Annotated in this window: 16 protein-coding genes, 1 tRNA gene and 1 pseudogene; 9 read left to right on the plus strand and 9 right to left on the minus strand. The window is 38.9% G+C overall.

Going from position 1 to position 17,939, the window contains the following annotated elements; translation table 11 throughout:
• Nucleotides 1–31: 31 nt before the first annotated feature.
• From dld to FTT84_RS18035, 4 genes are all read left to right on the plus strand, one after another.
• On the plus strand, nt 32–1,729 hold the full coding sequence (gene dld, locus FTT84_RS06755; protein WP_180080612.1) for a D-lactate dehydrogenase: 1,698 nt from the start codon (nt 32–34) through the stop codon (nt 1,727–1,729).
• A 189-nt stretch (nt 1,730–1,918) separates the two neighbouring features.
• Nucleotides 1,919–3,955 (plus strand): NADPH-dependent 2,4-dienoyl-CoA reductase, encoded by a 2,037-nt coding sequence (locus tag FTT84_RS06760; RefSeq protein WP_180080621.1) that lies wholly within the window; start codon nt 1,919–1,921, stop codon nt 3,953–3,955.
• Nucleotides 3,956–4,042: 87 nt separating this feature from the next.
• A tRNA-Ser gene (locus FTT84_RS06765) sits at nt 4,043–4,132 on the plus strand.
• A 380-nt stretch (nt 4,133–4,512) separates the two neighbouring features.
• Nucleotides 4,513–4,638: a hypothetical protein gene (locus tag FTT84_RS18035; RefSeq protein WP_257222836.1), complete on the plus strand. Its 126-nt coding sequence runs from the start codon at nt 4,513–4,515 to the stop codon at nt 4,636–4,638.
• A 99-nt stretch (nt 4,639–4,737) separates the two neighbouring features.
• Here FTT84_RS18035 and FTT84_RS06770 read toward each other — a convergent pair whose 3' ends face one another.
• Entirely contained in the window at nt 4,738–5,433 is a 696-nt protein-coding gene (locus tag FTT84_RS06770) for a pirin-like bicupin family protein (RefSeq protein ID WP_067765948.1), read from the minus strand.
• A 175-nt stretch (nt 5,434–5,608) separates the two neighbouring features.
• Entirely contained in the window at nt 5,609–6,823 is a 1,215-nt protein-coding gene (locus FTT84_RS06775; RefSeq protein ID WP_180080609.1) for a L,D-transpeptidase, read from the minus strand.
• A 206-nt stretch (nt 6,824–7,029) separates the two neighbouring features.
• Between FTT84_RS06775 and hemE the strand changes: the two genes are divergently transcribed.
• From hemE to FTT84_RS06800, 5 genes are all read left to right on the plus strand, one after another.
• Nucleotides 7,030–8,100, plus strand: a complete 1,071-nt coding sequence (gene hemE / locus FTT84_RS06780) for a uroporphyrinogen decarboxylase (protein WP_067765941.1) — start codon at nt 7,030–7,032, stop codon at nt 8,098–8,100.
• Between the two features lie 46 nt (nt 8,101–8,146).
• On the plus strand, nt 8,147–8,944 hold the full coding sequence (locus FTT84_RS06785; protein WP_245668232.1) for a DUF817 family protein: 798 nt from the start codon (nt 8,147–8,149) through the stop codon (nt 8,942–8,944).
• A 148-nt stretch (nt 8,945–9,092) separates the two neighbouring features.
• Nucleotides 9,093–9,563: a DUF3015 family protein gene (locus FTT84_RS06790; RefSeq protein ID WP_067765935.1), complete on the plus strand. Its 471-nt coding sequence runs from the start codon at nt 9,093–9,095 to the stop codon at nt 9,561–9,563.
• A 79-nt stretch (nt 9,564–9,642) separates the two neighbouring features.
• Nucleotides 9,643–11,538, plus strand: coding sequence for a DUF4105 domain-containing protein (locus tag FTT84_RS06795; protein ID WP_180080606.1), 1,896 nt, complete (start codon nt 9,643–9,645; stop codon nt 11,536–11,538).
• 103 nt (nt 11,539–11,641) lie between these two features.
• A complete protein-coding gene (locus FTT84_RS06800; protein ID WP_180058855.1) occupies nt 11,642–13,033 on the plus strand; it encodes a diguanylate cyclase in 1,392 nt (463 codons plus the stop codon).
• An 8-nt stretch (nt 13,034–13,041) separates the two neighbouring features.
• Here FTT84_RS06800 and FTT84_RS06805 read toward each other — a convergent pair.
• The 7 genes and pseudogenes from FTT84_RS06805 to trpC form a co-directional block, all read right to left on the minus strand.
• Nucleotides 13,042–13,594, minus strand: a pseudogene (locus FTT84_RS06805) (DUF4385 domain-containing protein).
• 70 nt (nt 13,595–13,664) lie between these two features.
• Nucleotides 13,665–14,114: a hypothetical protein gene (locus tag FTT84_RS06810; RefSeq protein WP_180058853.1), complete on the minus strand. Its 450-nt coding sequence runs from the start codon at nt 14,112–14,114 to the stop codon at nt 13,665–13,667.
• Nucleotides 14,115–14,359: 245 nt separating this feature from the next.
• Nucleotides 14,360–14,716, minus strand: coding sequence for a cupin domain-containing protein (locus FTT84_RS06815; RefSeq protein ID WP_180080603.1), 357 nt, complete (start codon nt 14,714–14,716; stop codon nt 14,360–14,362).
• A gap of 100 nt (nt 14,717–14,816) precedes the next feature.
• Nucleotides 14,817–15,365, minus strand: coding sequence for a GTP cyclohydrolase I FolE (folE, locus tag FTT84_RS06820; RefSeq protein ID WP_180080600.1), 549 nt, complete (start codon nt 15,363–15,365; stop codon nt 14,817–14,819).
• Between the two features lie 95 nt (nt 15,366–15,460).
• Entirely contained in the window at nt 15,461–16,150 is a 690-nt protein-coding gene (locus FTT84_RS06825; protein ID WP_067765913.1) for a Smr/MutS family protein, read from the minus strand.
• 162 nt (nt 16,151–16,312) lie between these two features.
• Entirely contained in the window at nt 16,313–16,981 is a 669-nt protein-coding gene (locus tag FTT84_RS06830) for an HAD family hydrolase (protein WP_180080597.1), read from the minus strand.
• 143 nt (nt 16,982–17,124) lie between these two features.
• Nucleotides 17,125–17,931, minus strand: coding sequence for an indole-3-glycerol phosphate synthase TrpC (gene trpC, locus FTT84_RS06835; protein WP_180080594.1), 807 nt, complete (start codon nt 17,929–17,931; stop codon nt 17,125–17,127).
• Nucleotides 17,932–17,939 lie beyond the last annotated feature (8 nt).

The raw sequence follows: 17,939 nt of genomic DNA on the forward strand, positions 1-17,939 counted from the left end.
TGTATAAGCATTCATCCATAGGATAACCAATATGCAACCCCATTCAGATTCACAGCAAACCATTCAAAAACTCATCGAGATTGTTGGTAAACAACACGTTTTAACTGACGATAAAGACACACGTTTATACCGCCAAGGTCGTCGTTACGGTGCAGGGAAAGTACTGGCTGTTGTTGCACCAGGGTCATTACTGGAACAGTGGCAAGTACTACAAGCGGCTGTTGATGCAGATTGTATTGTGATTATGCAAGCAGCCAATACAGGTTTGACCGGTGGTTCAACGCCTTTTGGCGATGACTATGACCGTCCTGTGGTTCTGATCAGCACGCGTCGTTTGATTGGCATTCAGGTCATTAATGACGGTCAACAAGTGATTTGTCTACCTGGTGCAACACTAGATCGACTTGAAAAAGAATTGGTGCCATTTAATCGGGAGCCACACTCGGTGATTGGTTCATCGTGTATTGGAGCTTCAGTTTTAGGTGGCGTCTGTAATAACTCAGGCGGTGCTTTGGTGCGCCGTGGTCCTGCTTATACTGAGCTGGCATTGTATGCTCGTGTCAATGATGATGGTCAGTTAGAGTTGGTGAATCATTTAGGGGTAAATCTCGGAGAAACACCTGAAGAAATTCTAAGCAAGCTTGAAACGAAAAATTATCAAATCGGCGACATTATTAATAACTCAGGCTGCTGCGCATCGGACCATCGTTATGGACATGATGTTAAACAAGTTGATGAAAATACGCCTGCACGTTTTAATGCCGATCCGTCTCGTTTATATGAAGCATCGGGTTCGGCAGGTAAAGTGTGTGTTTTTGCCGTACGTTTGGATACCTTTGAAAAAATTCCAAGTCAGGTATTTTACGTCGGTACAAATTCACATGATGATTTGACTGAAATCCGCCGTTTTTTACTAAAAGATTTGCCGCGATTGCCGATTGCAGGGGAATATATCCACCGCGTGGCTTATGATATTGGGGCAGAGTACGGTAAAGACACCTTCATGTTCATTGAAAAACTCGGCACAGCCAAAGTACCTGCTGCATTTGCAATGAAAGATAAGGTCGATGCGTACTTAGAAAAATTTGGTATGAAAGGACTGTCAGATAAAGTTTTACAGCTGGTGACCAAATTCATGCCCAATCATTTACCGAAACGGATGAATGCCTTCCGTGATCTGTATGAACACCATTTGGTTATTCGGATTGAAAATCAAGATGTCGAGCAAGTTGAAAGCTTTTTAAAACGGTACTTCCAAGATAAAGCCTCAGGTGATTTTTTCCACTGTAGCGAGGAAGAAGGACGTAAAGCATTTTTACATCGTTTTGCCGTTGCAGGTGCAGCAATTCGTTATCGGGATACGCACCGTTCAGAAGTTGAAGATATTGTAGCTCTGGATATCGCATTGCGTCGTAATGATCGCGAGTGGGTGGAAACCTTACCCAAAGAGATGGATGATCTGATTGTTCATAAACTCTATTATGGTCACTTTTTATGTCATGTGTTTCATCAGGACTATATTGTGAAAAAGGGCGTGGATCCTTTGGCGATGGAACACCAAATGTGGCATTTACTGGATGCGCGTGGGGCGGAATACCCAGCTGAGCATAATGTCGGACATTTATATGTAGCAAAGCCTGCACTACGAACGCATTATGAAAAGCTTGATCCAACCAATAGTTTTAATGTGGGTATTGGTCAAACCAGTAAGTTAAAGCATTGGCAGTAAAGGGCTTTGGTCTAAAAAACTAAACCAGTGAGGGCAACGTCACTGGTTTTTTTATTGTCGTATGTTTTTGAGAGCTCAGTTGAATTGACCGTAGATGCCAAGAATTTTTTATAAATTGTCATCCCAATATTTTAAAAAACAGCTAAAGTACTATGCAACAAGTTGCAAAGCCAAAGATAAGGATTCATGATGACAACCAATAGCTATGCACATATTTTAAAACCCTTACATTTGGGTTTTACCACCATTAAAAACCGTGTGGTCATGGGTTCCATGCATAGTGGTTTAGAAGATCGTTTTTATAATTATCCAAAACTTGCTGCATATTTTGGCGAGCGCGCAAAAGGTGGTGTTGGCCTCATCATTACAGGCGGTATTTCGCCGAACCGTCAAGGCTGGTTGTTACCAGCCGGGGGAACAATGAATACCTTAGGCGATGTGGCGCCACATCGTTTAGTTACACACGCCGTGCATAAGCATGGTGCTAAAATTTTAATGCAAATTCTGCATGCGGGTCGTTATGGCTATCAACCATTTGTGGTGTCATCGAGTCCGATTAAATCACCGATTTCACCTTTTAAACCACGTCAGCTGAGTGATAAACAAATTTTATCGACCATAGATGACTATGTGAAATCCGCAAGCCTTGCACACAAAGCTGGCTATGATGGCGTAGAAATCATGGGTTCTGAAGGCTATTTGCTGAATCAATTCCTAAGTCGCCATGTGAACCAACGTACAGACCGTTGGGGGGGGGACATTGAAAATCGTATGCGCCTCGCAGTGGAAATTGTTAAAAAGATTCGTGCTGAAGTGGGTGAAAAATTTATTATTTGCTTCCGTTTGTCCTTATTAGATTTGGTGCATGACGGCAACACGATGGCAGAAGTCATTGCTGTTGCGAAAGCATTAGAACAAGCGGGTGTTACATTATTGAATACAGGGATTGGTTGGCATGAAGCTCGAATTCCCACCATTGTGACTTCTGTACCACGTGCCGCATTTGTCGATTACACAGCAGAAGTGAAAAAGCATGTATCAATACCAGTCATTGCATCCAATCGTATTAATATGCCAAATACCGCTGAAGAAATTTTAGCAAGTGGTAAAGCTGATATGGTGCAAATGGCACGTCCTTTATTGGCAGATGCTTTTTGGGTAAATAAAACGGCAACTAACCGTGTCGATGAAATTAATACCTGCATTGCATGTAACCAAGCATGTTTAGACCATACTTTTAAAAATCAACGCGTGAGTTGCTTGGTGAACCCACGTGCGGCACATGAAACTGAGCTGGTTTATTTAAAGGCCAAAAAACCAAAACGAATTGCTGTTGTGGGTGGTGGTGTGGCAGGTATGTCAGCTGCCACTGTTGCTGCGAGTCGTGGGCATGATGTCACTTTATTTGAAGCCAATGATGAGGTTGGTGGTCAATTTAACTTGGCAAAAGTTGTACCTGGTAAAGAGGAATTTCATGAAACCATTCGCTACTTTAAAGTTCAAATTGAAAAAACTGGTGTTGAACTGCGTTTAAATACGCGCGTTAACCGCGAACAACTTGAACGTGAAGGTTTTGAAGAGGTGATCATTGCTACAGGTGTTGTACCACGTCATTTGAAGATTGCTGGCAGTGATGCACCAAATGTACTGTCTTATGCTGAGGTGCTAAAAGGTGCAGCAGTAGGTGATAAAGTTGCAGTGATTGGTGCTGGGGGGATTGGTTTTGATGTCTCTGAATTTTTATTAAAGCCGCCACATCAGCCGCAGCCTCAACCATTGGTAGATTGGCAGCGTGAATGGGGTATTGACCCAAATCCGAACTATATCACCGAAGGTGGAATGCAAGCAGCTGAAATTGAGCCCCCTGTGCGAGAAATTTACCTGTTACAACGTAAAACTACACCGTTAGGTGCTGGTTTAGGAAAAACCTCTGGTTGGGTGCATCGTGCACAATTAAAGAAAAATGGTGTACGTATGTTACGTGGTGTGCAATACAAAGCCATTACTGAAGAAGGTTTGTGGGTAGAAACAGCGGGGCATGATCAATTACTTCGAGTAGATACAATTGTCGTTTGCGCGGGTCAGGAATCAGTAAAGCATTTGATGCCAGAACAAGGTGAGAAAACGCTCGCAAATTACCATATTATTGGTGGCGCTAAATTGGCAGCAGAACTTGATGCTAAACGTGCAATCCGTGAAGGGGCTGAACTAGCGGCAAAACTTTAATGGGCTGGTGAAACAATATTCATTTGAAAGGTTTAGTTGTATTTTTTACTTGTCAGATGGATAAAACCTCCGTATTATGGCGCACATGGAAGCGTGGCAGAGCGGTTTAATGCACCGGTCTTGAAAACCGACGAGGGCGCGAGTCCTCCGTGAGTTCGAATCTCACCGCTTCCGCCAAATTTGAAAAGCCCTGACAATGTCAGGGCTTTTTTTATGTCTGAAATTATTTTTTAAGCTACACTATCCATTAATTGCTTCGCTCAATTATCTTTAATAATTGTTTGATTCATAATCTTTATTTTAGAATTAGACTGAAAAAAAATGATCTTTTTTTATCTACTTAGATGACGTATCGTCTCCAACAACTATTCTTAAATTATTGCTTTTTAATCCGTCAAAAAGTAAAAGCATCAATAAAATAATTAATCTAAAAAATAGATTGTAAAAATTAAAATTAACAGTTTTACCGATTTAATTCTGATCTGTATATTTCTTCAACATAAAGAGCTTTTAGAGCAGCAAATTCGCTGCAATCTCCCGAAATGAGGAATGTGATCATGATGAAATTAGTTGTGGCTGTAATGACTGTTGGTTTATTAAGTGCATGTGCAACTTTTGATCCTGTACATTATGAAAAACAGCGTCAAATTGAAAATGCACAGCACTTACGTACTATGGGGTAATTTCAACATTTAACGGCTTAAAATAATCTGTTTGATGTGTATATATACGAAGATATAAAAAAGCCCTCAATATTGAGGGCTTTTTTATTGAAATAACACTTATTTGACTTCAGGTAAGTCAAACCAAATCACTTGCGCATCATCTAAAGCTTCAATTTTGCTAGCTTCTAGAAAGGCGATTGCGCCACCAGCTTCAACGGTATGTTGAGCAATTTTCACTGAGCCTGAAATGACATGCACATAGTTAATGTGTTGTGTTGCTTCAATGTCTAAAGATTGACCTTTAGAAATGACTGCTGTTTTCACTTCAGCTTGTTGGCGAATATGCATCGGTGCATTGTCATTCGGTCCAACAATTAAATGCCATTGATCTGGTTGATCACGTGGATCGCATTTAATTTGCTGATATGTCGGCTCTGCATCACGTTCGTTTGGAATGATCCAAATTTGCAATAAATGAACATCTTCATCACCTTGGTTCATTTCACTGTGACGAACACCAGTTCCCGCGCTCATCAGCTGCCATTCACCAGCAGAAATCCCACCATGATTACCCATACTGTCTTTATGGGTAATTGTACCTTTTAGCACGCAGGTTAAGATTTCCATATTGTCGTGCGGATGTTGACCAAAACCTTCATGCGCAGCAATTAAATCATCATTGATTACACGAAGAGCACTGATGCCCATATATTTAGGGTCATACCAGTTACCGAATGAGAAGCTGTGTTTAGATTCAAGCCAACCCATTTTTACGTGGCCGCGATTTTCGCTTGGATGTAAAAAAGCATTCATGGCATTTATCCTTATCTTAATTATTTAACATGAACACATTTTAGGATTTAGCCCAAAGTAGATATATAGCTTTTTAGCGACAATTCATCCTATATTTGCAACGATAAAGGGTGAATATGCCAGATTGTAGATATAAAAAAGCCTGCATGAAGCAGGCTTTTTTGAACAAACTTAATTATTCAAGGAACTTAACAGTTACGCCAGATTTTACTTTTTTACCTAAATCATTTGCGTCCCAGTTAGTCAAACGGATACAACCGTGAGACGCAGTTTTAGAAATTGCAGAAGGGTTAGGTGTACCGTGAATACCGAATGATTTTTTGCTTAAGCCAATCCAAATATTACCCACTGGGCCGTTAGGGCCTGGTGGTAAAGACAATGGTTTTTTATTGTTGCCTTGAACAAAGTTAGAAGGTGAGTAGCTGTACCAAGGGTTTGGTGCTACACCTGTAACTTTGTATGTCCCTGTAGGCGATGGAGTATCTGAACTACCAATCGTTGCAGGGAATGAGCCGATCATTTGGTTACGGCTGTTGAATAAATAAAGCTGTTTCGCACCTTTATGCGCAACGATTAAGTGAATATCTTCTGGAACTTCGTTACGAATGTTCGCTACAAGAATTTTTTCACCCGCTTTTTTAAATGTTGCTTTTGGATTTAATTTCTTTAAGAAATCTTCATCCATATGGAATTTTTCACCCAACATTTCAGTTACACGTGTGTAGTACAAGCCTTTCATTTTTGCTTGTAATGCATAATCGTGAGGAATGGAAGCTGCATATGGGCCTTTTAAGTCTGCCTCTGTCAGCGTGTATTCGATGAAAGCAGGCTTAGAACCTTGTTTAGCAATTAATGCATCCCAAGTTTCTTGAGTTAAAGTACCCGTTGGTTTTAATGCATTCATTTGTTGGAATGATGCAATTGCTTTTAATGTGTTTTTACCACTTGTACCGTCAATTGCACCCGGTGAAGCATGTGCATTGTTTAACATGACATGTGCACGTGCATAAACAGGGAATTGACCTTTACCAATATTGTCATACCACTGTGCATTGTTGAGATCATTTAAACCCCAAGTGGCTTTGGCAGCAGGTGTACTTGTTGTAGCTGGCGTAGATGTTACAGGTGCAGCACCGATATCAGCTTTCACATCTTCAGATTGTTGTAGGCTATCTAACGTTTGAGAAGCCTGATTCAAATCTTCTTGTTCTTGAGCGCTGATTTGATTTGCAGCTGAAGAAGCTTCAGTCGCGAGTGGATCAATTGGATCCTGCACGGCAACATTGCTTACTTTTTTTGGCGTTAATGGTTGTTCAGCAGTAGATGCGGCAATAGCTGTACCAGCAAATATGCAACTTAGGCTCAAAGCGAGCATTGTGCGAACGAACATGTAATTCAACCTTAAGAATTATTCATTTACTGTGTATAAAAAATCTGGCTAAGTATTACAGAAAAAAAGTGGAGATGCAGTATTTGTTTTGTGTAAATATCATTTTTGGCACTAAAGGTGATCGGTTTTTAAATGCATGAGAAGTTATTAAATTTACGACCTTTTTGTTATGATGATTGCAATGTCAAATATAGTTGGGAAAGTGAATGACGACCTTAAAGAATGATCGTTTCTTGCGTGCCTTATTACGTGAACCGGTAGATGCAACTCCGGTGTGGATGATGCGTCAGGCAGGCCGTTATTTACCTGAGTATCGCGAAACACGTAGCCAAGCTGGTGATTTCCTATCTCTTTGTAAAAATACAGAATTAGCTTGTGAAGTGACTTTACAGCCTTTGCGTCGTTATGATTTAGACGCAGCAATTTTGTTTTCAGATATTTTAACCGTGCCTGATGCACTTGGTTTGGGATTATATTTTGAAGCGGGTGAAGGCCCTAAATTCCATAAAACCGTTCGCACCGAGCAAGATGTTGCTAACTTACCAAAATTCAATGCTAAGTCTGATTTAGACTATGTGATGAATGCAGTATCTACGATTCGTTCTGCATTGGGTGGTCAAGTTCCACTGATTGGTTTCTCGGGTAGTCCTTGGACATTGGCAACTTATATGGTTGAAGGTGGTTCAAGTAAAGACTTCCGTTTCACCAAACAAATGATGTATGCACAGCCTGAAGTTTTACATGCATTATTAGATCGATTAGCGGATGCAGTCATTGAATATCTAAATGCGCAAATTGATGCTGGTGCACAAGCTGTTCAAATTTTTGATAGTTGGGGTGGGGCATTAGCACACCGTGAATACATTGAATTTTCACTGAACTATATGCAAAAGATTGTTGCAGGTTTACAACGTGAAAAAGATGGTCGTAAAGTCCCTGTGATTTTATTCACCAAAGGTGGTGGTCAATGGCTTGAGCCAATGGTCGCAACAGGTGCAGATGCATTTGGTCTCGATTGGACAACACCACTGCATGTGGCACGTCAAACAGTGAATGGTCGTGCAGCCTTGCAAGGTAATTTAGATCCTGCAACGCTTTATGGTTCACCTGATGCGATTGCTAAAGCGACACGTGCCATGTTGGATGATGCTTATGCCAATGGTGAAAAAACCGGTTATGTTGCAAACCTAGGTCATGGTATTACCCAATGGGTAGATCCTGCAAATCCGAAAGCGTTCGTTGATACTGTCCACGAATACAGTGCGAAGTACCTTTAAGTAACAGTCCACACGCTTAGGAATTAGGGTTTAGGATTCAACCGTGATCAGCATTTTAAAATCATGTTTTGAGTTCTCATATAAGGCAGCTTCGGCTGCCTTATTTGGGATATTACTACTCATAGCATTTGCGTTGACAGCCTCAATGGGTAGTCAAGAATATTTTGGCTTTTTCCGCTACGATTATTTATTGTTTTATGCGCTGCTTATTCAGGCGTGTTTGCTTTATCTCAAATTGGAATCTTGGGCTGAAGCAAAAGTAATTGCGCTGTTTCATATTCTGGCTATGGGCATGGAAATTTTTCTAACCCATCCCCAAATTGCTTCATGGCAATATCCACAGCCAGCAGTGTTTAAAATTTTAACTGTGCCTTTGTTTGCTGGATTTATGTATTCAGCTGTGGGAAGTTTTTTCGCACGTTCTTTGCGTTTATATCAGGTTTCATTTATTGCCTTACCACGATTTAGCAATATGTTGGCTTTGGCAGTGTTGTCATATTTGAATTTTATGACCAAATTTTTTGTGCCAGATATTCGTTTACTCCTTTTTGTTTGGAGTGGTGTGATTTTTTGGAAGACTAAGTTACGTTTTCAATTACAACATCATCAAATACAACTTCCGATGTTACCGGTTTTATTGTTATTGGCATTTATTATTTGGATTGCAGAAAACATCAGTACTTTTTATAAAATTTGGCTCTACCCAAGTCAGGTTGACGCATGGCACATTGTGGGCTGGGGCAAATTAGGTTCTTGGTATTTATTGCTACTTTTAAGCCTGGTTTTGGTGCTAAAAATCCTTGGAAATCGTGATGAAAAAGGTGTTTGGAAGTTAAAAAAATAGTTAAATCAGGGTCTTATTGTTAATATGATGTTTTAGATAAAAAGTTTTGCGTTATCTGAAATATCACGCTAATCTAAACTCGTGTAATAAAAATTACACATGTTTTAATAATTAAAAACAATGGAATATAATTCCCTGGAGAAGTGCTATGTTAAAAAAATTAGCTTTAGCTGCCGTTGTAGCGGCAGGTTCTACAGCAGCATTTGCTGACCGTGACGTAGGTTGTGGTGTTGGTTCTCAAGTATGGGCTGGTCAATCAGGTAAAATTCCTAAAATTTTAGCTGCAACGACAAACGGCATTTTTACTAACCAGCTACTAGGTATTACTTTTGGTACCTTAGGTTGTAGCGGTACAGGTACAGTGACTGCTCAAGCAGTAACATTTACCAATGAAAACGCTGAATCACTAGCGCGTGATATGGCGGTTGGCCAAGGTGAGAGCCTAAACGTTCTAGCTGAACTTCTAAATATTCAATCTACCGATAAAGCACGTTTCTTTGCTGTATCTAAAGCAAATTTTGCTGAAATTTACTCAGCAGAAAACCAGTCTTCTCTACAAGTGCTTGCATCATTACAAAGTGTAATGGCGAAAGACGATGTACTTAAAGCATACGTTTAATTGATGCTTATAAAACCCTGTCTTATGGCAGGGTTTTTTATTACCCAAAATATATAAAAATGGATTTGAATATAACTGAATGAAATCAATTGCTTTATTTTGTACCTTTATTATTCCGAGCATGATTTATGCACAGCAGATCGATAATTTAAATCCTGCTGAGATACAGCATTATCTTCAAATTGCTCAATTTAAAAAATTGTCAGAGCACATCAGTTGGCAAAGACTGCTATATACCGATAATAAAGGACAAAGTGAAGTTACCTATTCAGGCTATTTTCTTGCTGAAAATGGCCGTAATGATGCTCATGCTGAATTAAATGCGGATATTCAAGCTTTGTTTCAAAGTGCAGAACCGAATCAATCGATTCGTTGTAAATTTCCTGCACGAAGCCAGTGGTTAATGCAGCAACTGAATATTTCAAATGATCAATTACCACCAGTGACATGCCCTGAACTTGATGAATGGTTCGGTAAAATCAGGCCTTATAAAGCCACTTTAATCTATGCTACGGACTTTATGGGTAATCCAAGCTCAATGTTTGGTCATACATTATTGCGCCTTGATCCCAAAGATCAAAAAGAATTAAATCTGGTTTCTTACGCAATTAACTATGCGGCTACTGTTGCTGGAGAAGATAACTGGTCATATGCATGGAAAGGATTAACGGGCCAGTATCCTGGTGAATATTCACTCATGCCTTATTATCGAAAAGTAAAAGAATATGGTGATTTTGAAAGTCGTGATTTGTGGGAGTATGAACTGGCTCTAACGGAGCAAGAAACCAGTTTCTTGGTAAAACATATATGGGAAATGCAGCAGGTGAGTTTTCCATATTATTTTGCTAGTGATAATTGTGCTTATCGACTTTTGGGTTTAATTGATTTGGTTCGACCAAGTTCAAATTTAAAAGAACAATTCAAGGTTGCCTCAATCCCAGTCGAAACGATTAAAGAAGTTGATAAACAAGGTTTAATTAAAGCTGCAATTTACCGTCCAGCCTTAGAAACGCAATTATTATCTCAGGCACAGCAACATGGTTATCACTTAGCGCGAGAAGCACAGCGACTCTCACTCGTTGAACCAGCTAAGATGCAAAATGTAATTGGTACTTATAGTAAGCAACAACAAGCTAAAATTTTAGAAATGGCTTATGACCATTTATATTTACAATTGATTGGTCGTAAAGTTGATGCAGAATTTGCGCAACCAAGACTTCGTCAAATATTGGCATTACGTAGTCAATCAGATATTGAAAAACAACGAATTGAGCCTGCTATTCCCAGCCTAGATCCAGTAAAAGGTCATCACGCGCGTACTTTCGATGTAGCGCTTGGTGAAGTACAAGGTGAACAGTTCCTTGAGTTGAGTCATCGTGAGGCCTATCACGACTTGATTGATCCGCAAGGTGGTTTTCGTATAGGGACACAACTGATGTTTTGGAACGGTTCTATTGAGTACCGTGAAGACATGTTAAAGCTCAGTCGTTTTGATTTTCTGTCAGTTAATTCATATAACCCGATTACACCGTTTAAAACGCCATTGAGTTGGGGTTTTAATTTGGGTTGGCAGCAAGCTTCCGTTGATCAAGGTCAATTCAGTGAAACTGAGCAACATGGAGTGGCTGAGCTAAAAGCACAGTCAGGCTACAGTTGGGCAGATCAGGCAAGGACTCATTTATGCTATGTGCAAACCCAAACGCAATTTCAAGTTGGCAAAGCACTGGATAAAGGTTGGCGTGCTGGTATTGGTCCAACATTGGGTTGTCAAAATATCTGGTCAGAGCGAGTCAATACCTTGCTACAAGCAGAATTACCTTATTGGGAAGATTTGCATCAGTGGAATTTAAAAATTAATGCTCAAGTTCAATACCTGCTTAATCAGCAAAATGCGTTAAGGCTGGGTTATGAATATCAACAACAAGACACGAAGGATTGGGACAAATTTAAATTGAGTTATACCTTCTTCTATTAATTTTTAAGATAGATAAAACTTGATGATTCATTTAAATATGTTTTTTTATGTAAGTAAAGCACGGTATCATCTCTAGCTTTTATGCCGCTGTGGTCTATCTCCCATGAATCAAGAATGTATTACAGGTCTGTGTCAGACTTGGAAGAATATTTGTGAGCAATATACTGCTAAAGAACATCAAGCGGCTTTCAAATTTATTGAAGAACATGTTGAATATTTGGTAACGGTTTTTTATCAACAAATGGTGAAAGAGCCTGAATCTGCCGAATTTTTTAAAGACGATATTATTCAAAAAAGACTAATAGATACACTTCGTAAATGGTTGCTTGAAACCTTTCAGGTTGCAATGAATACCCACTATGAACAGTCTGTAAAACGCCAGCAAAAAGTCGGTGTTGTACATGCACGTGTGGGTATTCCATCATGGTTAATCATGCGAGGAGTGCGTGAAATTGAACGTAATGTTTTTGAAATATTAGAGCAGAAATCAGAACAACAAAATCTGCATATGTGTAGCTACATTGTGCAGATCATGGGCTTCAGTACTGAAATTATGTGTCGTTCTTATGAAGCGAACACAGAAAAAAGTCAGGAAATAAAGCACAACTATCGCTTATTTTCAGCGATGCAAGATGTTGCTGTACATAAAGATAAACAACGTGGTTCATTACTCGATTGGGAAAATGAACTGATGTTTAAAATATTCTCTGGAAGCTTAGGTTTTTATCACCCGTTGTTCTCAAAATCTGAATTTGGCTTATGGTTTATTCATAAAGCATCTTATGCATTTTCAGGGTCTGAACAAGTGCAGTTGATTATTGATCGAATTTATCAAGTGGATGAGCTAACGCAGCAAGCCATGCAAATGATGGACAGGGATCAGCTACAACAGGTGATCCAAAATATACGTGAATTAAACCGTGAAATTCAGCATTTGGTTGATCAATTATTCCAAGTGGCAGAGTACATTGAGTCAGGCAATGATTCATTGACGCAACTTCTCAATCGGCGTTATTTAAATACCATTGTCTCTCGTGAAATTAGTTTTGCACGTCAAAACCATACACCTTTGTCATTGTTGGCTTTTGATGCAGATTATTTTAAAAGTATTAATGATAAATTTGGCCATGCGGCAGGGGATTTGGCACTGAAATTTATTGCCGAAGCTTTACAGCGATTTAGTCAAGGCAGTGATTATGCTTTCCGTATTGGGGGGGAAGAATTTTTATTATTGTTGGTGGATACTGAAGTTGATCGTGCAATGAGTATTGCAGAAAATGTAAGACGCTATATTGAACAGGGTTTAATTCGCACGGCTCAAGGACAACAATTTAATTTTACAGTGAGTGTGGGCTGTGTGCTGTACGATGGTCATCCAGATTATCAACGTTTTCTTGATGCTGCAGACCATGCCTTATATGCGGCGAAAAACAATGGTCGAAACTGTATTTACGTTGCTAAAACTGATCCGCAAGCAACATGCTCTGCATCTTAAATGGATACTCACTTAATTTTGCTTTGTATAAAATCTAAAAATTTTGCTTTTTGCTCTATATACATGGGATGAATTTTAGCTTCATCCCATTTTTGTTTAAATACTCGTGCAGCAGCAGCTTTTACGGGATCCTCTTTTTGTCTTGGAAGTTCTTCGCGTCCTTGTGCACCACTTAAACCCTTTTTATCATCAGGGACTGGACCCTCATATTTTTTTACCACCTTTATGGTTAGCATAGCGACGTGCACGTGTAAAACCCATCTGTAAAAATTTACGTGCCATATCTGCACCGACAAAATCTTCAGCGCCCAAATACTCTTCAAAGAGCTGCCAAATTTTGGTACTGCTTTCGATGGCTTTTTCTTCATTAGCAAATCGCCAATAGGGCAAAATTTCAGATTTATAAGGCTCTACGAGTAATACACCTTGTTCACCACGTCCAATTCTATAAAGTTCAGGGTGTTCGCGAAAATTTATTTTTTTAAAATCTAGACTGTAATCAAAACTATTGGAATGAACGCGAGATACACGCTTAGGTGTGGGGATGGATTTCTTATTCATATTCACTCCATTACAACCTTACTCTATTTCAACCTTAAGCTAAAAAAGTAGCCCCAGTTGGGGCTACTTTTTATTTTGTCTTTTTGCTGGTAGATTTGGCTTTGGTCGTCTTGGGTTTTTCTCCCTTAGACTTGCTTGCCTTAGCATCCGTTTTCTTTTCTGTTGAAGATTTTTTGGTTGTTTTCTTCTCAGCTTTTGGCTTTTCCTCTTTAACCCTAGTGCTTGTCTTTGATGTGGTGGCTTTTTTAGGGGCCTCTTTTTTGTTGGCTTTAGATTTCGGCGAACTTTTAGTTGACGCAGATTTTTTAGCTTTTACTTTTTCATCTTTAGTTGCAGCTTCTTTTTTAGAAGTGCTGTCCTTAGATTTTTTTTCAGCAGTTTTCTTTGTTACTTTGTTTGAATCTTTACTCGATGCTTTAGCTGATTTTTTTGCTTTATCCTCATTTTTTTTTACAGTTTTTGCCGTAGTTTTCGCTGTCTTTTTCTCATCTTTTTCAGTTGTCTTTTTTGCGGCTACCATAGTGATCACCTTTAGTTAGTAAAAAAGAAAGTAGCAATGAATCTAAAGGATTCATCTTGCTTTCAATGTACGGATTAATCTTAAATAGGGGGGTGAAATCATGTTATGAAATGTTTAATTTACGAACAGAAATACATTAAGTAATTGATATTAATTTTATGCGGTAGTTTTGAGTTACAAGTCTTACAGCAAGGTTACAAACAACATTTTTAAAAGATATTTTTGAAAAAAAATATCTTGGGCGATCAAACTTCAACGACTACAAAGTATTTTTTTACAGTTTCTACTACTTCGAAAGTGCCGATAAAACCGGGTGGAATTACGCCTGCATTTCCAGCTTTCACTTCTATATATGTGCCTTCTTGGTCGTGTATACGAACTACGCCTTCAATAACTTGAAAGAATTCTTGTTTGTTGTTGGCAAAATGAATATTCCATGCCCCGACTTCACATTGCCATATACCACAGTCCATATTGGTATGAGCATATAAGCTTTGGGTTTCTCGTTTAGGATTACCATGTATCAAACGATCAGGCCGAGGGTAGTCAATGCTTGAGTCAGCGTGGGTTAAACCTTGACCTGCTAAATATAATTGCGTCATTGTTTGTCCTAAATTGAGTCATCTAAGTATAAAAAATTACAGCATATTTAATCACGCACAAAAAAGCCTCAATAGATTGAGGCCTTTTTATGTCGCAGAATTAATAGCTTTCTGGAACTGCACTTAAAAATTCACGACGTTCTTCTTTATTGGTTTTAAAGTCACCGACAAAAGAAACAGTACGTGTCGTAGACTCTTGTTTACCAACACCGCGCATCATCATACACATGTGAGCTGAATCAATCACAACCGCAACACCGCGCGCACCAGTGACTTCAGACACTGCTTCAGCAATCTGCTGAGTGAGGTTTTCCTGAATTTGTAAGCGACGTGCAAACATTTCCGTGATGCGTGCAAATTTAGACAAGCCTAAAACATTACCTTCTGGAAGATAAGCAATATGGACACGACCATAGAATGGGAGAAGATGGTGCTCACATAAAGAATAGAATTCGATATTTTTAACTAAGACCATTTCACGGTTATCGGATGGGAAAACCGCATTGTTAGTCACTTCTTCAAGCATTTGTGTATAGCCTGAAGTTAGATACGAAAAAGCTTTAGCAGCACGCATAGGCGTATCTTTAAGACCTGGGCGATTTAGATCCTCACCAACGGCAGTTAGGATATTTGCGTAGGATTGCTGCATAGACATAAGACGTGTTCACTTACACTGAGAGATTGAACAAGGTCGGCATTGTAGCAGAAAACTATTACAATGCCTTCTTTTGGGGTAAATTCCGATTACTGTTTGAACTGTGGGTTCTTTTCTGCACGTTTGAGCAGAACTAGAACAGCTCCTGTGCCACCTTGTTTTTCAGGTGCACTGACAAAAGCTAAAACATCACGGTGTTGACGAAGCCAACTATTCACATAGGTTTTTAGAATTGCTTCAGGGCCTTTACCATGCACAATTTTAATCACATTTTGATTTTCTTCTTTGGCCATTTGAATAATTTGCAGCACGGCAGAACGGGCTTCTTCCACTGTACAACCATGTAGGTCGACCGCTTCAAACCAACGTAGATTACCAGCTTTTAAATCTTCAAAAACTTTGTGCTGCAAAGTTGCAATGCGATAGCTTAAAGCCGCTTGGCTCGCCACAGGGTTGAGCATTGCTTGGGTATCTGACAACAAAGCATCATCAGTTTCCATTGGACCTATAGCCGCAGCTCGTTTAGCCAACGTTTGCGCATCGGGTTTCTTACGGCCAACTTTATCTATTTTTGCAATATTGCCTGCATCCATTTTTTGGACACCTTGCATTTGCTTTTGAAATAAAGCTAAGTCATCTTCCTGCTCTTGCTCAACAGTTTTGGCTTTTGGCTCAACATGCTTCGCTAGGGCAGTAGAATGTGGATTCGTGATTTGCTTTTTAAAGGCTTTCAATAAATTGAATTGATCTTTAGAGAGCGAAGAATCGTGTTTGCTCATATTTAAACAATAAAAAAAACGGCAAAAATGTAGATAAATTATAGCTTGAAATAGCCATAATTTGAACTGAAATGGATTCAATGCATTTTATAAATAGCGAATAAATAAAATTGAATTTGTATAAGTGAACAGTTGGTTATTAGATCTGTTAAAAAATGTGGGTTAATTATTCTCGATACGGCGTATGGCAGTCTCTAAATCGTAAAAATATTGAAATTGTTCGTCAGCGATAAAGCAATTTTGTTGGTTATTTGAATTGAAAAAGATCGTGCACATTCCTACATTTTTTGCACCGGCAATATCTGCAATTGGATTGTCTCCAATAAAAATACAATCTGATGGATTACAATCAAACTGTGTGCAGACGTAGAGAAAAATTTCAGGTTGAGGCTTTCTCATCTGTAGAGCTTCAGATACAAAAATCCCAGAAAAATATTCACTTAGTCCTAAAGCGTAAAAATTATGCTCTTGAAAGGGTGATCGACCATTGGATATCAATCCTAATTTATATCCATTTTGGTATAATTGTTTAATAGTGATTTCTGCATGCTCGAAAGCAACAGAAAATTCATTAAAATCATTAATATAAATGGTGAGCAGTTCATTTACAGTATATTTTGTAAAGTTGAATTCAATACTTAATTGATGATAAACCTGATCTTTCCAAACTCGTCCATGATCATCAAGTTCAATAAATCGCTGTATAAATTTTTGTTTAGAATTCTGTGGAATCAGTTGCAAGAAATTAATCTGCCAATTCAGAAATCTATAGAGTGATTCATCGCGATTTAAAATGGTTTGGTCTAAATCAAAAAGTAGAATTTTTTTCATGCCATGGTTTATAACGAATAGTAAACGAGCATCAAGTATTTATGATTTTGACTTTTGATATTGCAATTAGATGTTGATGAATATTTTAAATTTAGGCTGAATAAAAGTTCAGGGAGAAACATCACCCTGAACTTAATCGAAGATTAAACAGTCTTTGGTGTACCAAACAACTCTTTAAATGCCTGATCAGGGCGAGGCTGCTTCATAAAACTTTCACCTACCAAGAAGGCATGAATGTCATGTTCCTGCATCATTGCGACATCAGTAGGTGTTGCAATACCGCTTTCTGTTACAAGTAGGCGAGAAGGCTCAAGTAACTTTTTCAAACGTAAAGATGTATTTAAATCCACATCAAATGTTTTTAAATTACGGTTATTCACACCCAACAAGCAACGATCTGAAAGTTTTAAAGCACGTTCCAGCTCATCTTCATCATGCACTTCAACCAATACATCTAAGTTATGCTCAAAAGCTGTTTTAGACATTTCTTCCAATTGCTGATCTGATAAACAAGCCACAATTAAAAGAATACAGTCAGCATGTAATGCACGTGCTTCAATCACACCATAAGGGTCAATCAAAAAGTCTTTGCGCAGGGCTGGCAAGTCACAGTGCGAACGTGCGATCTGAATGTTTTCATCAGCACCTTGGAAAAAATCGACATCAGTTAATACAGATAAACATGCCGCACCTGCGTCTTGATATTGCTGTGCAATTTCAGCAGGGTTGAAGTTTTCACGAATAATGCCTTTAGACGGAGATGCCTTTTTAATCTCAGCAATGACACCAGGACGTTTTGAACGGAGGCTTTCAGCAAAGCCACGTAGAGGTGTTGCTGCTTGAGCAAGTTCTTCAACATCTTTATAACTGCGTTGCTTAAGACGGGCAGCAAATTCTTCTTGTTTACGGTCTACAATTTTACCCAAAATTGTATTTGCGATATCTACCATGATCTGTG

It is taken from the genome of Acinetobacter sp. YH01019 (genome assembly GCF_013420285.1).
Lineage (GTDB): Bacteria > Pseudomonadota > Gammaproteobacteria > Pseudomonadales > Moraxellaceae > Acinetobacter > Acinetobacter gandensis.

Bases quoted from the DNA above. Each gene is read 5' to 3' on its own strand.
- dld (WP_180080612.1), top strand. From the start codon at position 32: ATGCAACCCCATTCAGATTCACAGCAAACCATTCAAAAACTCATCGAG.
- FTT84_RS06810 (WP_180058853.1), bottom strand. From the start codon at position 14,114: ATGGTAGCCGCAAAAAAGACAACTGAAAAAGATGAGAAAAAGACAGCG.
- FTT84_RS06790 (WP_067765935.1), top strand. From the start codon at position 9,093: ATGTTAAAAAAATTAGCTTTAGCTGCCGTTGTAGCGGCAGGTTCTACA.
- folE (WP_180080600.1), bottom strand. From the start codon at position 15,365: ATGCAGCAATCCTACGCAAATATCCTAACTGCCGTTGGTGAGGATCTA.
- FTT84_RS06770 (WP_067765948.1), bottom strand. From the start codon at position 5,433: ATGAATGCTTTTTTACATCCAAGCGAAAATCGCGGCCACGTAAAAATG.
- FTT84_RS06830 (WP_180080597.1), bottom strand. From the start codon at position 16,981: ATGAAAAAAATTCTACTTTTTGATTTAGACCAAACCATTTTAAATCGC.
- FTT84_RS06775 (WP_180080609.1), bottom strand. From the start codon at position 6,823: ATGTTCGTTCGCACAATGCTCGCTTTGAGCCTAAGTTGCATATTTGCT.
- hemE (WP_067765941.1), top strand. From the start codon at position 7,030: ATGACGACCTTAAAGAATGATCGTTTCTTGCGTGCCTTATTACGTGAA.
- FTT84_RS06760 (WP_180080621.1), top strand. From the start codon at position 1,919: ATGACAACCAATAGCTATGCACATATTTTAAAACCCTTACATTTGGGT.
- FTT84_RS06800 (WP_180058855.1), top strand. From the start codon at position 11,642: ATGAATCAAGAATGTATTACAGGTCTGTGTCAGACTTGGAAGAATATT.
- FTT84_RS06815 (WP_180080603.1), bottom strand. From the start codon at position 14,716: ATGACGCAATTATATTTAGCAGGTCAAGGTTTAACCCACGCTGACTCA.
- FTT84_RS18035 (WP_257222836.1), top strand. From the start codon at position 4,513: ATGATGAAATTAGTTGTGGCTGTAATGACTGTTGGTTTATTAAGTGCA.
- FTT84_RS06825 (WP_067765913.1), bottom strand. From the start codon at position 16,150: ATGAGCAAACACGATTCTTCGCTCTCTAAAGATCAATTCAATTTATTG.
- FTT84_RS06795 (WP_180080606.1), top strand. From the start codon at position 9,643: ATGAAATCAATTGCTTTATTTTGTACCTTTATTATTCCGAGCATGATT.
- trpC (WP_180080594.1), bottom strand. From the start codon at position 17,931: ATGGTAGATATCGCAAATACAATTTTGGGTAAAATTGTAGACCGTAAA.